This window comes from Nocardia arseniciresistens (assembly GCF_046764875.1).
GTDB lineage: Bacteria > Actinomycetota > Actinomycetes > Mycobacteriales > Mycobacteriaceae > Nocardia > Nocardia arseniciresistens.
This window is the reverse complement of the sequence record NZ_JBKORD010000007.1, coordinates 70,894-85,589: the sequence shown is the minus strand read 5'-3', so window position 1 is coordinate 85,589 and position 14,696 is coordinate 70,894. Positions and strand designations below refer to the sequence as shown.

13 protein-coding genes and 1 tRNA gene are annotated in these 14,696 nt (G+C 64.3%); 10 read left to right on the top strand and 4 right to left on the bottom strand.

The window, feature by feature from the left end; translation table 11 throughout:
- The first annotated feature begins 177 nt into the window (after positions 1-177).
- From ACLMAJ_RS14370 to ACLMAJ_RS14345, 6 genes are all read left to right on the top strand, one after another.
- Positions 178-384 carry a cold-shock protein gene (locus tag ACLMAJ_RS14370; protein WP_011206895.1) on the top strand — a complete coding sequence of 69 codons (207 nt, stop codon included), beginning with the start codon at positions 178-180 and terminating at the stop codon, positions 382-384.
- Between the two features lie 448 nt (positions 385-832).
- Positions 833-3,652, top strand: coding sequence for a type I DNA topoisomerase (topA, locus tag ACLMAJ_RS14365; protein ID WP_412014425.1), 2,820 nt, complete (start codon positions 833-835; stop codon positions 3,650-3,652).
- A gap of 90 nt (positions 3,653-3,742) precedes the next feature.
- Positions 3,743-4,246: a DinB family protein gene (locus ACLMAJ_RS14360; RefSeq protein WP_412014158.1), complete on the top strand. Its 504-nt coding sequence runs from the start codon at positions 3,743-3,745 to the stop codon at positions 4,244-4,246.
- 82 nt (positions 4,247-4,328) lie between these two features.
- Positions 4,329-5,534 (top strand): DNA polymerase III subunit delta', encoded by a 1,206-nt coding sequence (locus tag ACLMAJ_RS14355; RefSeq protein WP_412014157.1) that lies wholly within the window; start codon positions 4,329-4,331, stop codon positions 5,532-5,534.
- 372 nt (positions 5,535-5,906) lie between these two features.
- Complete coding sequence (locus ACLMAJ_RS14350; RefSeq protein ID WP_412014156.1) at positions 5,907-7,208, top strand: cytochrome P450; 1,302 nt, start codon at positions 5,907-5,909, stop codon at positions 7,206-7,208.
- 126 nt (positions 7,209-7,334) lie between these two features.
- Positions 7,335-7,410 (top strand) — tRNA-Thr (locus ACLMAJ_RS14345).
- A 65-nt stretch (positions 7,411-7,475) separates the two neighbouring features.
- On the opposite strand, the gene ACLMAJ_RS14340 is transcribed toward ACLMAJ_RS14345, so the two are convergent.
- Complete coding sequence (locus ACLMAJ_RS14340) at positions 7,476-7,787, bottom strand: hypothetical protein (protein WP_412014155.1); 312 nt, start codon at positions 7,785-7,787, stop codon at positions 7,476-7,478.
- A gap of 493 nt (positions 7,788-8,280) precedes the next feature.
- Between ACLMAJ_RS14340 and ACLMAJ_RS14335 the strand changes: the two genes are divergently transcribed.
- The 3 genes from ACLMAJ_RS14335 to ACLMAJ_RS14325 all read left to right on the top strand — a co-directional run bounded on the left by ACLMAJ_RS14335 (position 8,281) and on the right by ACLMAJ_RS14325 (position 11,133).
- Positions 8,281-9,006 carry a ParA family protein gene (locus ACLMAJ_RS14335; protein ID WP_412014154.1) on the top strand — a complete coding sequence of 242 codons (726 nt, stop codon included), beginning with the start codon at positions 8,281-8,283 and terminating at the stop codon, positions 9,004-9,006.
- Positions 9,006-9,884 (top strand): hypothetical protein, encoded by an 879-nt coding sequence (locus ACLMAJ_RS14330; RefSeq protein ID WP_412014153.1) that lies wholly within the window; start codon positions 9,006-9,008, stop codon positions 9,882-9,884. Before ACLMAJ_RS14335 ends, ACLMAJ_RS14330 begins: the two co-directional genes overlap by 1 nt.
- A 694-nt stretch (positions 9,885-10,578) precedes the next feature.
- On the top strand, positions 10,579-11,133 hold the full coding sequence (locus tag ACLMAJ_RS14325) for a C40 family peptidase (protein WP_412014424.1): 555 nt from the start codon (positions 10,579-10,581) through the stop codon (positions 11,131-11,133).
- 151 nt (positions 11,134-11,284) lie between these two features.
- Here ACLMAJ_RS14325 and ACLMAJ_RS14320 read toward each other — a convergent pair whose 3' ends face one another.
- Together ACLMAJ_RS14320 and ACLMAJ_RS14315 are read right to left on the bottom strand one after the other, a co-directional pair.
- The gene (locus ACLMAJ_RS14320; protein WP_412014152.1) at positions 11,285-11,413 is read right to left on the bottom strand and encodes a hypothetical protein; all 129 of its coding nucleotides are present in this window, start codon (positions 11,411-11,413) and stop codon (positions 11,285-11,287) included.
- Between the two features lie 688 nt (positions 11,414-12,101).
- The gene (locus ACLMAJ_RS14315) at positions 12,102-12,584 is read right to left on the bottom strand and encodes a TetR/AcrR family transcriptional regulator C-terminal domain-containing protein (RefSeq protein WP_412014151.1); all 483 of its coding nucleotides are present in this window, start codon (positions 12,582-12,584) and stop codon (positions 12,102-12,104) included.
- A gap of 24 nt (positions 12,585-12,608) precedes the next feature.
- Here ACLMAJ_RS14315 and ACLMAJ_RS14310 point away from each other — a divergent pair, with 24 nt between their 5' ends.
- Positions 12,609-13,430 (top strand): SDR family NAD(P)-dependent oxidoreductase, encoded by an 822-nt coding sequence (locus tag ACLMAJ_RS14310; protein WP_412014150.1) that lies wholly within the window; start codon positions 12,609-12,611, stop codon positions 13,428-13,430.
- Positions 13,431-13,490: 60 nt separating this feature from the next.
- Here ACLMAJ_RS14310 and ACLMAJ_RS14305 read toward each other — a convergent pair whose 3' ends face one another.
- Positions 13,491-14,543, bottom strand: coding sequence for an alpha/beta fold hydrolase (locus ACLMAJ_RS14305; protein WP_412014149.1), 1,053 nt, complete (start codon positions 14,541-14,543; stop codon positions 13,491-13,493).
- Positions 14,544-14,696 lie beyond the last annotated feature (153 nt).

The following is a 14,696-nucleotide window of genomic DNA, read 5'->3' as shown; positions in this document are numbered from 1 at the left end:
TGGTCGCAAGCTTCTGTGTTCGAGGGACGGATCCAAATCCAAACCGCAGCAGGATCGATGTTGCGAACGCTGTGCTTGGTGCTTTCCTGCAGGGGGAACCAACAGTACAACGATCGGAACGGACCCGGTGGGCGAACCTACTTGTCCACCGTTCCGGTAGAAAAGAGAAGGAACAGAATGGCACAGGGAACTGTGAAGTGGTTCAACGCGGAGAAGGGGTTCGGCTTCATCGCGCCCGAGGACGGCTCCGCTGACGTCTTCGTCCACTACTCCGAGATCCAGGGGTCCGGCTTCCGTACCCTCGAGGAAAACCAGAAGGTCGAGTTCGAGGTTGGCCAGGGCACGAAGGGTCCGCAGGCCACCGGAGTTCGCGCGCTCAGCTGAGCACGCAACGATCCGCAGCGCGTCCCTCACCACCGGCAACGGGGGTGGGGGACGAGCTATATCTGGGGCAGATACAGCGGACACGCGCACAACCCAAGCGCACCAATGTCATTCGGCCTGTCGGCACGATCAACGCACGTCGGAGCCGTTGCGGCGACCGTCGAAATGCGAGGCTCCGAACACGGCGCGTCGCAGGTGCCGCAAAAAGACAGGGCATACTGATCGGCAATGACGCGCGTACGCTCTGTGGTTCGGGTCGCAAGCACCCGACCACACAGAGCGTCAAGGTATAAACGTGTCTGGTGGCGCCATCAAGAGCTGTCGCCGCCGCTTGCCCCAGCCGCGCAGTGCATGAACAGCGTCGCGCGGGTCGACAGGAAAGGTGTATTCGCCGGTGGCAACACGAGACCGCGGTGCAGCCGACCAGGGCCGTCCCCTGCGTCGTCTCGTGATCGTCGAGTCCCCGACCAAGGCCCGTAAGATTGCGCCCTACTTGGGGTCCAATTACACGGTCGAGGCCTCGGTTGGTCATATCAGGGACCTCCCACGCGGTGCGGCGGATGTCCCTGCCAAGTACAAAGGCCAGTCCTGGGCGCGCCTCGGCGTCGATGTCGATAACGACTTCGAGCCGATCTATGTGGTGAGCCCGGATAAGAAGGCCAAGGTATCCGAGCTCAAGAGCCTGTTGCAGGACGCCGACGAGCTCTACCTGGCCACCGACCCCGACCGCGAGGGCGAGGCCATCGCCTGGCACCTGCTGGAGACCCTCAAGCCGAAGGTCCCGGTCCGGCGCATGGTGTTCCACGAGATCACCGAGCCAGCCATCTTGGCCGCCGCGGCCGACACCCGTGATCTCGACACCGATCTGGTCGACGCGCAGGAAACTCGCCGCATCCTGGACAGGTTGTACGGCTACGAGGTCAGCCCCGTGTTGTGGAAGAAGGTCATGCCGCGGTTGTCGGCAGGCCGGGTGCAGTCCGTCGCGACCAGGGTGATCGTGCAGCGCGAACGCGAGCGGATGGCATTCCGCTCCGCCGAATACTGGGATATCGCGGCCAAGCTCGATGCGGGCGGGGAGAACGGCGACACAACCAACCCGAGGACTTTCGGTGCGCGGCTGGTCAACGTCGCGGGCGCCCGAGTGGCGAGCGGCCGGGACTTCGGTCCGGACGGGCAGCTCAAGGGCAGTGGGGTCGTCGTACTGGATGAGGCGCACGCGCGCCGGCTCTCCGCGGCGCTCGAGGGTGCCGACCTGGCGGTTTCCTCCGCGGAAGCCAAGCCGTATACCCGTAAGCCATACCCGCCGTTCATGACATCCACGCTGCAGCAGGAGGCGGCTCGCAAGCTGCGTTTCACCTCCGATCGGGCCATGCGGGTCGCGCAGCGGTTGTACGAAAACGGCTACATCACCTACATGCGTACCGACTCGACCACATTGTCGGAGTCGGCGATCTCTGCGGCCAGGTCACAGGCGGCCCAGCTCTACGGTGCGGAGTATGTGCATCCGACGCCGCGTCAATACACCCGCAAGGTGAAGAACGCGCAGGAAGCACACGAGGCGATCCGCCCGTCCGGCGATACCTTCCAGACGCCGGGTCAGCTGCACGCACGGCTGGACAATGACGAATTCCGGCTCTACGAGCTGATTTGGCAGCGCACCGTCGCCTCACAGATGGCCGACGCCAGGGGTACCACCCTCACGCTGCGCATCACCGGCGTCGCGAGCACCGGCGAGGAATGCGTGTTCTCGGCCTCGGGTCGCACCCTGACCTTCCCGGGTTTCCTGAAGGCATACGTCGAGAGTGTTGACGAAGAGGCAGGCGGTCAGTCCGACGACGCCGAATCCAGGTTGCCCGCTCTCGACGAGGGGCAGAGTGTCACCGCGGCGGAGCTGAATCCTGATGGGCACAGCACCAATCCGCCTGCCCGATACACCGAGGCGTCGCTGATCAAGACGCTCGAAGAGCTCGGCATCGGTCGCCCGTCGACTTATTCGTCGATCATCAAGACGATCCTCGACCGCGGCTATGTCTACAAGCGCGGCAGTGCGCTGGTGCCGTCGTGGGTGGCGTTCGCGGTGATCGGTTTGCTGGAGTCGTACTTCGGCAGACTGGTCGACTTCGACTTCACAGCCGGTATGGAGGACGACCTCGATGCCATCGCCGGTGGGCGTGAGCAACGCGGAAACTGGTTGTCCGGCTTCTATTTCGGCGGTGATCACGGCGTCGAGGGTTCGGTGGCGCGCTCCGGTGGTCTGAAGAAGATGGTCGGCGAACGGCTCGACGAGATCGATGCCCGCGAGGTCAACTCGATCAGGTTGTTTGCCGACGAAGAGGGGCGCGACGTCGTCGTTCGGGTCGGCCGGTTCGGTCCGTACCTCGAGCGGATGGTCACCAATCCGGATGACCCCGAAGGTGATTCGATCTCGCAGCGGGCCAACCTGCCCGACGATCTGCCGCCGGACGAGCTGACCAACGAGGTCGCCGAGAAGCTGTTCTCCACACCGCAGGAGGGACGCTCGCTCGGCACGGATCCGGTGACCGGGCACGAAATCGTCGCCAAGGAAGGACGTTTCGGCCCGTACGTCACCGAGGTGCTTCCGGATCCGCCCGCCGAGGAGACACCAGCGCCGGCAAAGAAGACCGCGAAGAAGGCGGTCGCGCCGAAGCCGCGCACCGGATCATTGTTCAAGACAATGGATCTGGCCACGATCACCCTCGACGACGCTCTGAAACTCTTGTCGTTGCCTCGCGTTGTCGGTGTCGACCCGGCCGATAACGCGGAAATCACCGCGCAGAACGGTCGCTACGGCCCATACCTGAAGAAGGGCACGGACTCTCGTTCGCTGACCGATGAGGCTCAGCTGTTCACCGTGTCGTTGGAGGAGGCGTTGAAGATCTACGCCGAGCCCAAGCGGCGCGGCAGGCAGGCCGCAAGCGCGGCGTCGCTGCGCGAGCTCGGTAAGGACGCGGCCACCGACAAGCCGATGGTGATCAAGGATGGGCGTTTCGGCCCGTACGTCACCGACGGTGAGACCAACGCCAGCCTGCGCAAGGGCGACGAGGTCGAGTCGATCACCGACGAGCGCGCCTCGGAACTGCTCGCGGATCGGCGCGCGCGCGGACCGGTGAAGAAGAAGGCCGTGGCCAAGAAGGCACCAGCCAAGAAGACCGCGGCCAAGAAGACGACTGCGGCCAAGAAGGCCACGACCACTAAAACCGCGGTGAAGAAAACGGCCGCGAAGAAAACGGCGGCCGAGAAGTCCTGAGCGCACCCGGTCGCCCGAGTCGTCGGGCGACGGCGGTGCGAATGTGCCGTAGCCTCGGTCCGATCGCCTATCGACCGCGAAAGGACGCCGATGGCAACCGAACAGGAACGTATTGATCTCATTGCCGCGCTTGCCAGTCAGCGCGAGCTGTTCCGTATCACGCTGCGTGGCATCGACGATGAACAGGCCAGGCTGCGCACCACGGCCAGTGAGCTGACCCTCGGCGGTCTGCTGCATCACCTTGTCAACTGCGAACGGCACTGGGTGACTGTCATCGAAGAGCGTGACGAGACCGCGGAGCTGGACATCTCGACGTTCGACGGCGAATACGTTTTGGCCGACGAAGAAACGGTGGCGGGCCTGCTCGCCGAGTGGGAAACGGTGGCCGAGGCGACCGCGAACCTGATCCGCTCCGAAGCGAGCCTGGACACCTCCATCCCCACCCCGACAACCCCCTGGACGCCCGACCGGGTCTGGTGGACGGTGCGGTCCACGGTGCTGCACATCCTGCGCGAGATCACCCATCACAGCGGGCACGCCGACATCATCCGCGAGGCGCTCGACGGCGCGAATACCACGTATCAGCGGGTCTGATCCGGTCTACTGGACGGGCATCGGCATAGGGCGGGGCCGCGCCGGAATAATCGTGTCGGTGGGGGCGGCTAGGGTGTACGGCGTGGCGGGTGTCTTCGATCGGCTGGTCGGCCAAGATGTGGTCGAGTCCACACTGACTGCTGCCGCGATCGATGCCCGTGGCGGCAATATTTCCGGCGCGATGACGCACTCGTGGTTGTTCACCGGCCCGCCCGGATCGGGCAGATCGGTTGCGGCGCTGTGCTTTGCGGCCGCGTTGCAGTGCACCGACGAGGGCACTCCCGGGTGTGGCCGCTGCCATGCCTGTACGACGACGATGGCGGGGACACACGGTGATGTGCGCCGGGTGATTCCCGAGGGCTTGAGTATCAGCACCAAGGAAATGCGCGAGATCGTGCAGATCGCGTCGCGGCGGCCGAGCACAGGCCGCTGGCAGGTGGTGCTCATCGAAGATGCCGACCGGCTCACCGAGGCGGCAGGCAATGTATTACTGAAGGTGGTCGAGGAACCGCCGGATCGCACGGTGTTCCTGCTGTGCGCGCCTTCGGTGGATCCCGAGGACATCTCGGTGACGCTGCGCTCCCGATGCAGGCATGTACATCTGGTGACGCCGTCGGTGCCCGCCATCGCGCAGGTGCTGCGGGACCGCGACAAACTCGACGAGAAGACGGCCACCTGGGCGGCCTCGATCAGCGGCGGGCACGTCGGTCGCGCGCGACGACTTGCCACCGACGAGGAGGCGCGAGCGCGGCGTCAGCGTGCGGTGGGGTTGGCTGCGGCGGTGGCGCGACCAGGTGCCGCCTATGCGGCGGCCGACGAGTTGGTCAAGTCCGCCGACGACGAGGCCAAACAGATGAGTGCGGCCCGTGACGAACGCGAACGGGACGAGCTGGCGACCGCGCTCGGTGCCGGTGGCACCGGCAAGGGCGCCGCGGGCGCGACTCGTGGCTCGGCCGGAGTATTGAAAGACCTGGAGCGCAGACAGAAGTCCCGCGCGACCCGAACGGGTCGCGACGCGCTCGACCGGGCCCTGATCGACGTCGCAGGCGTGTACCGCGACGCACTCGCGGTCCGCTTCGGCGCCGCGCGCAACGGTTCCGGCGTCGCACTCACCCACCCGGACCTCTCCGACCAGATCCATGATCTCGCCGATCGAGTCCGCCCCGAGGGCCTGCTCCGCTCGGTCGAGGCCGTCCTGGCCTGCCGCGAGGCCCTGGACCTCAACGTCAAGCCCCGCTTCGCTCTCGCCGCTATGGTCGCAACCCTCATATCCGCCCAATCGGCATGACCCTCCCCGTCACGTAGATCGACCGGTAGATCGTCTGATGGCTGATGGTCATCTCGGGCTTTCTGGACACTGCCGGCGCAGAAGTCGGGCAGAGTGCTGCGGCGACCACTCTCGATTCCGTCATCCGATGACCAACATGCGCAGAATATTGTTGTGGGACAATAGCTTTGGTTCGGATGAGATCGCCCGATAGGCGGGGGACCGTAGCCAGGAACCAGCCGCCGCACCTGCGCCCCGAATCGGTCGATCCCGGACCGAGAGTGGGCGAGTAGTCGGCCACCGACCGCGCGTAGGCAGCTTCCGGACCACAGCAGCGCACGAACTTTGTTCTCCGCAATGGAGATCGGCTCGCGTGCGCCTAATCTCGAGACGGTGACGACTGCGACCACACCGGGCCGGTTTCGTTTGTTCGGCAGCACCTTGCGGTTGCTGTGGAATCCCTTGCGTGCGTTGACCGAACTGCCCGCCCACGGCGACATCGTGGCGATAGGGGTAGGCCGGTGGCGGGCATTCGTGGTCTGTGAACCGGAGCTGTTGAAGCAGGTTCTGGTCGACGACCGGACCTACGATAAAGGCGGGCTGATCGCTGAACGGTTCAGCGTCCTTCTCGGCAACGGCGTGGCCACTTGTAGCCATGTCGACCATCGCCGCCAGCGTCGGTTGGTGCAACCCGCATTCCATAAGGATTTGCTGCGCGGCTATACCGAGATGATGCCCGAGCAGGTCACGACAGTGATCGAAACCTGGCGAGATGGCGAGGTCGTCGATGTGATGGCGGCGATGTACGCGATCACCACGCGGATCAGCTGTGCGACGATGTTCGCGACCGAGCTACCCGCTCACCGCATCACCCAAGTGACACGTGACCTCGACATCTTCTTGTCAGGGGTGTATCGGCGCATTATTCTTCCATCGCTGCTGGACGGGCTTCCGACTCCGGGAAGGCGTCGTTTCGACGAAGCGGTAGCCCGCATGCGCAATCTCGGTGCCGCCATCGTGACCGGTTCGCCGACCACCGACCCTGGTGTCATCCTGTCTGTTCTGAAGGCTGAGTGCGACGAGAACGGCGACGGGCCTTCCGAAACGGAGCTGGTGGACCAGGTGATGAACTTCCTGGCGGCGACAGTCGATACCGTCGGGGCCACTTTGACATGGGCGCTGCATCTGCTGACCGAACATCCGGATATCGCGGAACGACTGCACCGGGAGACCGACACGGTGCTGGCCGGTCGTACCCCGACGGCCGCCGACCTGCCCGCGCTCGAGCTCACCAGGCGCGTCATCACGGAAACCCTCCGGCTGTATCCCCCGGCCTGGGCTCTTACTCGCGTCGCGCGGACTGGCACTGAACTGGGCGGATACCACATTCCGGTAGGAGCTACGCTGCTATGCAGCCCCTATCTGATGCATCACCGCGCCGATATCTATCCGGATCCGGAGCGATTCGACCCGGACCGGAACTACGACCGGCGGGCTCTGCACGCGCTGTTCCCCTTCGGGGCCGGTGCGCGTAAGTGTCTCGGTGACAGCTTCGCCCTGGCCGAAGCGACCCTCACTTTGGCCACCATCGCCTCGAAATGGCGCTTCGAAGCAGTCTCCGACGATCCTGTTCGGGCCGCACCCCGATTTGTGCTCGCTCCGCGGGCGCTGCGGCTGCGTGCCGTGGCGCGCTGACCGGGCGCCTGCATCCGACCGAGAACTGGCCGGCCGCTGCGGTCGGGTCTGCCGTTCGCGCTGCGATGACCAGCCGTTTTCGCGATCCGCCCGCCGAGGCGATAGACTCGCGACGCCGAAAGGCACGCCGCCTTAGCTCAGTCGGTAGAGCGCTTCACTCGTAATGAAAAGGTCGCGAGTTCGATTCTCGCAGGCGGCTCCAGGTCAGAAGCCATTCCATCACTCACCTACCTTTGGTGGGACCCCCAGCGTGCCAACGCTCTTGAATCACTTGAAGAGCGCGGCGCCTGCGGCCTTCAGATCTTCGGGTTGTGCGTCGCTGTAGATGGACAGGGAAACCGCGGGGTCGTGGCCGTGCCAGGCCGCGTCGCTGTACCACTCGGGCCTGACCGGCGTCCCGTCCTCGTGGACCACGATCAGCCGATCGTCGGTCCACGGGATACGCATTGCCCGGCATTCGGTCTTCTGCAGCGTCATGAGCGCATCCAGCGCTTCGGTGACATCGGGTGGCGGGGGACGGTCGCGGCGGCTGCGTCGGGACTTGGGCAGGTTCTCCTCGGTCTCAGTGCCGACTGCCACGCGGCCACGCCTCACGCGAAGTTTGGACTTGCCAAACCGTGTCCACCAAGCGGCGAGTACTTCGCTGCGTCGCATCCCGTAGCAGGACAACAGCCAGCAGGCGTACAGCCGCTCGGTGCGCACCGATTCGCGGAATGCATCGACCTCATCCACCGTCCACGACCTGGTTTCGACGTCGTCATCGTCTTCGGCGGCGGCGATTAGACCCCACTGCGAATCATCTTCCGTGCCGAATGGCCCGCCGGAATCGGTACGGCACGAGTGTCGCGTGCGGCAAGGCTGCTGTGCCCGGAGCCACCGATTGGCGCCGGAGCAGGCGGCTGGAGTCGGTGAATATCAGAATAGCGTCCAGTGGACGCAGTGTGTCCAATTGGACACATGCGGTTTGCGCCACGCCCGCGAAATAGACTGCCGCAATCAGCTGCAATTCGCCGGCGCTGTGCGAAACTTGCCCCGCACAGTAATTTAACTCCTCACCCTCGGAGGACTGTCCATGACGAATTCTGTTGCGACACTCGATCTGCCCGAACCTCTGGTTATTACGCTGGGGAATCTCAAGGGCGGTGTCGGCAAGACGACATCAGCATTTTTCTTGGCAAGTTACTTCGCTTCGATTCACGGGCTGCGGGTGCTGGTAATCGATGCCGACCCGCTCAGTCAAACCGGCTACTCGTGGCATCGGCGGCTGATCAAGGGGGAAATCGACGTGCCGTTCGAGTTGATTGCTTTCCCTTCCAGGCACGTCAATGATTGCATCACCGACAATGCCGCCGATTTCGATGTCATCATCGTGGATGCCGGTGGCGAGTCGGCCGAAATATTCAAAGCTGCCATCCCCGCGAGCGATGAGCTCGTACTGCTGACAAGTGTGAGCCCCTCTGAGGTCAAACGAGTGCCGAGTACATATAGGGCCGCCGAGGAGGCGGCGGCCGAAGGCAATCGGGAGATTCGAGTGCGAGTCCTGATGACCAAGGTTCCGGTGACGATGAAGAACGGCGTGAATATCTCGACCGAATACCGGACGCAACGGGGGAATCTGGAGAGCGCTGGGTATGACGTATTCCAAACGTATTTGAGCTCTTGGAAATGGTATCGAGAGGCGGCCGACGGGGAGGTCGGTGACGGTGCCGAGAACCCGATCGAAGATCTGGGAGAGTATCGGCAGGTGGGCGACGAGCTGGTGAGCGCATATCGGGTCGCGGTGGAGGTGCCTGCCTGATGCCTCCCCAACGTAGGAAGGGTTTGATAGGCGGCCTCAATCCGCTGGCCGACGGTGCTGAGCACACTCCGCCGGTTTCGCCGCTGCGCGACGCCGAATGGCGGCGGCGGGGTGCTACCGAGGTGGTCGCGCCGGCTTCCGTCGCCTCCGCCGCGCCCCCGGAGCAAGCCCCGGAGCCGCCCCGGGAACAAGCCCCGGCACCGGCCCCGGGTCTGAATGTCTTGACCATGCCGGTGCCCGTCGCCGGTGATGGCCCGCTGAGCGAGCGGGAGCGGTCGCAGTTGACATTGTGCGAGTCGTCGATCGACACGCTGCGCATCGCATTCTGGGCCGCCGGGCGAGCTCTGCAGATTGTGCGTGACGGGCGGCTGTACCGCGACGACCACGAGACATTCGACGATTACGTGGAACAGCGGTGGGATATGCAGCGGTCATACGCCCACAAGCTCATTCGAGCCTGGCCGCTTGCCGCCCGGCTGCACCCACTGGCGCCTGCCATCAACGAGGGGCAGGTACGCGAATTGCTGCCGGTAGCTGCCGAACACGGCGAAGACGCGGCGATCACCATATACACCACGCTCGCTGGTGGCGCCGATGTGAAGGTCACTGCGGGCAAGCTCCGGGAAGCGGTCGCGCTCATTCCTGAGCGTTACGACGAGGCCGCGGTGGTCGAGCGACTCCAGGCGTGGCTGCGTGGTGAATTGCCGGACGATTCGAACAACCGAGCGGCGGACATGTTCACCGCCATGGAATCGCGGCTCGTCGCGCTGACCCGGCGAGTTGTCAAGGGGTCGAGCGGCGACCCGGTCGCGGCGCGCGAATTCGCAGCGAAACTCCGCACGATCGCGGAACAGATCGAGGAGCAGATTACCGCCTGAGATCCAACGTCGACGTGCCCCGCAGTGGAATGTATTTCCGCTGCGGGGCCTTTGCGTAACGGGTCGAAATTGCTGTGCGGAATATGGATCTTCGAATTAGAGTGCCACGGCCGTCGAAAGTAGTTATTGTTTCGTTATCGAAATTTAAGTGTGTTGCGCTTTGCGGCGTGCGCTATGTGCCGAAAGGTAGGCGCTCGGATCGGATCCGCTGTTAACAGATCACCGTGATGGTATTCGAATCAGTTCGAGGTCTTGGTGAAGCCCTGCACGTCAAGAAATACGGCGTCGCGCGGCCCATCATCGGCAGTCGATATGAAAATCGGAGGACCGTATCATGGCATCAACTACCGACGTCCGATATTTTAGCTTCCTGCGGCGCGCTGTTCTTTGGGCGCTTGCTGCAGGAGCTGTCGCCTTCATGGCAATGCTGCTGAATTCCGGTCAGGCAGCGGCCCAGCCGGTGACGATCCCGAGCGTGGGAACATTCGAGATCCCCGACGAAATTTCGATCCCTGCAGATATTGTCGGAACCGATTTGCGGCACAACACGATATTGCCCGATCTGGAAGCCCCGATCGGTGCCGATGTTGTCGGAATCGATTTGCGGCACAACACGATATTGCCGGAATTGGAAGCCTCGATCGGTCCCGATGTTGTCGGAATCGAGTTTCTCGAACCGGCCGCGGTTCCTGTAATTGAGATTGCAATACCCGCCACCGCTCCGGGCATCGAGCTTTCGGCGCCCTTGGCTGTCCCGGGAGCGCAACTTTCGGTGCCTGCGATCATTCCGGGGATGGAGCTCCTATTCCCCAACGGCCTTCCTCGTATCGAGGTCCCAATCCTTACCGGCATTCCCGGATTGGCTCCTCCGGCGCAGGCCGCTCCCGCTGTGGTGAAGCCGCAGAAAACAACCGGCGAGGTCGCCGTCGACGCCGCGCGGACCAGGCTCGGTGCTGACTACGCCTATGGCGCGGTGGGCCCAGGTGCCTTCGACTGCTCGGGTCTGGTGCAGTGGTCCTACGAGCAGGCCGGCGTTGACGTGCCGCGCACCAGCTACGGTCAGCTCGCCGCCGGAACGCCGGTGCCGCTGGACGACCTGCAGCCGGGCGATGTGGTGTCGTTCTACGGCGGCAGCCACTCTGCCCTTTACGCCGGTGACGGCCAAGTCATCCACGCCTCGACCTACGGCACTGGAGTGACCACGTCGCCGATCTCGTCGATGCCGATGACGGGTGCTCGCCGGATGTGACCTCCGCCCGCGAATGCGCCCACCGGCGCGCCGTCCGTATCTGCGCCCGTACCCGAATCCACTCGAACTGCGAGTCGAGGCTCCGATGAACCACATGGCTTTCACGGACACTCCTACTTCCCCGAGTGCGTACGACGGCCACGCTTGCGGCCTACCCGCCGGTCATCCAGCCCGAGATCGGGCGGACCATGGCAAAGTCGCGAATGTCGGTTGGCTTGACGAGGATCGCGTCGACGTTGTCCAGGTCGTCGTATTCGGTGCGGTAGCCGTCTTCGTCCATGTCGCAGAGCGAACCATTCGCGCGCTGGTACAGCGGAGAGCTGTCCGCAGGAGTGCGTTCGAGCTCGAACAGGATGGCCGCATGGGGAGACTGCGAGCAGCGTCGCGACGGATGGGGCGATTTCGTTTCGCCGGGGCGGCTCGATCTCGGTCATCGGCGCACGACTGCGATGCAGCCGGGTGTGAAGTCCGCTCCCGGACGGATGGAATGCCCACCGGGGAGGTTCGACCCAGCGTCGGAACATCCCACCTCTATCGGCTGGGGACGGCAGCGCGATGGTTCCTCTTGCGCGCACCACGCAGACGTTGAGCCGATACATTCATCGACGAGTCCTGTAGGAGCCGAACCAGCGGGGCAGGCCACGCATCGGCCGTGGTCGATAGCGGTTGGTCAGCGCCGCGGCGAGCATCGGCGGCCTCGGGCCCGAGATTTGTGTAATACCAACCACTCTGAGGGTCTTCGCCCTCGTGGATCAGCCGCCGGACCCGGTGGCCATCGGTGCTGGTGATCACCGGTTGGCCGTGGATGTCGCGCCAGGATCCCGTTGTGCGCGAGCACCGTTCGCTCATCGCCACCGACAGCGAGCGGGTGGCAGTTCTCCACCGAACGCACGCCGTGGGTCGCAAATCGGGAATGGAACAGCGCCGGACCTTCTGGGTACAGCGTTCGCACAGCAGCGATTCGACGATCACCAGTTCGGGGTCCATGCCACGGCCGACGGTGAAGGTGTCGCCGGTGATGATCGCGTAGCCATACCCGTGCGGGTTGGCCACCGCGCCACCGCGTCGAGGTCGGGGCTGAAACCGGGCTCGAGGAAAGTCGGGATGCACACGCGAGGTCCTCCAGTTCGGCGAGAAGGGGTGAATAGTCCGGGCGTCCCCACAGCCAGGTGCGCCGCCGCGGCGTCGGTGATGGCGGGTAGTTCGGTGTCGGGGATCGGGCGGGTGCCGAGCCGGTCTGCGAGTGCCCGCATAACCCGGCGCGGAACCTCATCGACGATGTCTAGCAGGTCGGGGAACCGTGCGGCTTCGGCGGTGAGCAACCGCCGCAGCGCGCGGGATTCTTCTATGCGGTAGCACCTGGCGAGCTGCAATCCGACCTCCCACAGTTTCGCAGGCTGGTCGTTGCTGCCTCCGATTAGACTCGCGGGTGTAATGTAGTGAACTTGCAAGTGCAGTTGTGTGAGGAGATTCGTGTGAAGACCGTGGTCATTACCGGCGGGACCGATGGCATGGGCAAGGCGCTCGCGCTGACCTATCTGCGGCGCGGCGAGCAGGTTGTCGTCATTGGCACCAACGCACGCAAGGGCCAGGCGGTCCTTGACGCCGCCACCGAACTCGGTGCCGATCGGCGCATCGAGTTCATCCAGGCGGACCTGAGCCTGCTGGCCGAGAACCGGCGGGTGATCGACCAGATCGCATCGACACATCAGGCGGTGGATGCCCTTGTGCTTGGTGCGCGGTACTTCCGTGCGACGAGGTTCGTCACAACAGAAGGCTTCGAAGCCAACTTCGCACTGTTCTATCTGAGTCGATACTTGTTCGGGCACGGCCTCATGGCGCAACTCGATCAGGCCGCCGCACCTGTGATCCTCGACCTGGCCGGCCCCGGCGGCGAGCTGTCCAGAATCCGCTGGGACGATTTGCAATTCGCGCAGGGCTACAACCCTGACGAGGTCATGGGACAGTGCGGGAAGCTGAGCGATCTACTCGCAGTAGCCTTCACTCGCCGCTATCCCGCCACCCGGGTTCGATACGTTCTCCTGCACCCAGGACTGACAGCGACCGGGTTCACCGGCGAATATGACGCTGCCAGTGCCGAATTGGTCGAACGCATGCGAGAACGAGGCCAGCCGATAGAAGCGGCTCTCGTTCGAATTCTCCGTCACCTCGACAACCCGCCGACCGCACCGCTGACGGCGTTCATGCAAGACAACCCGATCGACGTACACGGCGGGCCGTTCGACTCCGCAGCGGCTGACCGGCTGTCCGAGCTCACCTCGAAGCTATTGCGCTGAGCCGGGTGTGGGTGTTACTCCTGGACCGGGCGCCGTTGATCGGTCCAGGAGAACGTCGTGTCAGCCTGCTTCGGCGGTGCGGAGGGTTTCGCCTCCGGCGACCTGCTCGAGTACCGCGTTGAAGCGGTCGGCTGCTTCGATATTGCCGAGGTGGCCGGTCGGCCAGACGTGATAGTCGGCGAGATAGCCGGTCCCGGAAAGGGTTTCGGCGATTGTGCGGGACATGCGCGCTGGAAGCAGGTGGTCGTTGCTGCCCGCGATTACGGTGGTGGGGACGGTGAGATGCTTTGCGGCGTCACCTAGTTGGAGGTCGGCGAGTGCCGCGGCGTACCTGCCTCGGGTCAGCGGGCGGCAGGAGCGCACGATGCCGAGGGAGAAGTTCACCTCGTCGCTGGTCGAGTTCTTGGACATCACGCGGGATTTGAAGACCGTGGCGACCGGCCAGCCGCCGGGCAGTGGAACCGGTGTTGTCAGAACGGTTTCGGAGACGAGGGCCGGCATGCGGACGGGGGAGCCGAACACGGTGACCGGCTTGTTGGAGATCGTCAATGTCCTGTTCAGCAGCGGGAGCAGGTCGGTGTCGTACCTGACGTTGCCCGAGGTGGTATTCACCAGTATGACCGCGCGGGCGCGGCGCTCGACTTGCTCGGGATAGCGAGCTGCCCACGCCTGCAACGTCATTCCGCCCATGCTGTGTCCGGCGAGCACCGCGAGCTCGCCGGGACGCAAGGTGGCGTCGAGGACCGCCGAGAGATCGTCGGCGAGGGTTTCCGCGCCGGGGCCGACGGTGCCGAGCTGGCTTTCGCCGTGGCCGCGCTGGTCGTAGCAGACCACGCGATACCGGTCGGCGAACGCGTTGATCTGCGGGTTCCAGTACTCGATGCTGCAACTCCAGCCGTGGATCAGCACGATCGTCTGACCATCGGCCGGGCCGTAGGCGTGCACACGCAGTCGGGCGCCGTCGACGGTGGTGACGGGGATGACCTCATGCGGAACAGTGGGCGTATTCAACGACGCGGTCCGGAAAGTGCGCGATCGCAACCCTGCACGGTAGGCGGCGGTGAGGGCGCCATTTCGCGCCTCCGCCAGCGTCTTCATCGACTTCACCAGCATTAGAGCACTCCTTTGTGTCTGCCGCCACCGTACCGTGCAAGCAAGGTGCTTGCTAGTGCAAGCGCCCACTGACCGGGAAACCTGGCTCACCCAGGTGAATACCCGATATTCGGACGGGTGAACTCTTCTTTCGGAACGAACATCGTGTACGAG

Bases quoted from the DNA above. Each gene is read 5' to 3' on its own strand.
- ACLMAJ_RS14370 (WP_011206895.1), top strand. From the start codon at position 178: ATGGCACAGGGAACTGTGAAGTGGTTCAACGCGGAGAAGGGGTTCGGC.
- ACLMAJ_RS14330 (WP_412014153.1), top strand. From the start codon at position 9,006: ATGCCTCCCCAACGTAGGAAGGGTTTGATAGGCGGCCTCAATCCGCTG.
- ACLMAJ_RS14335 (WP_412014154.1), top strand. From the start codon at position 8,281: ATGACGAATTCTGTTGCGACACTCGATCTGCCCGAACCTCTGGTTATT.
- ACLMAJ_RS14305 (WP_412014149.1), bottom strand. From the start codon at position 14,543: ATGCTGGTGAAGTCGATGAAGACGCTGGCGGAGGCGCGAAATGGCGCC.
- ACLMAJ_RS14360 (WP_412014158.1), top strand. From the start codon at position 3,743: ATGGCAACCGAACAGGAACGTATTGATCTCATTGCCGCGCTTGCCAGT.
- ACLMAJ_RS14320 (WP_412014152.1), bottom strand. From the start codon at position 11,413: ATGGACGAAGACGGCTACCGCACCGAATACGACGACCTGGACAACGTC.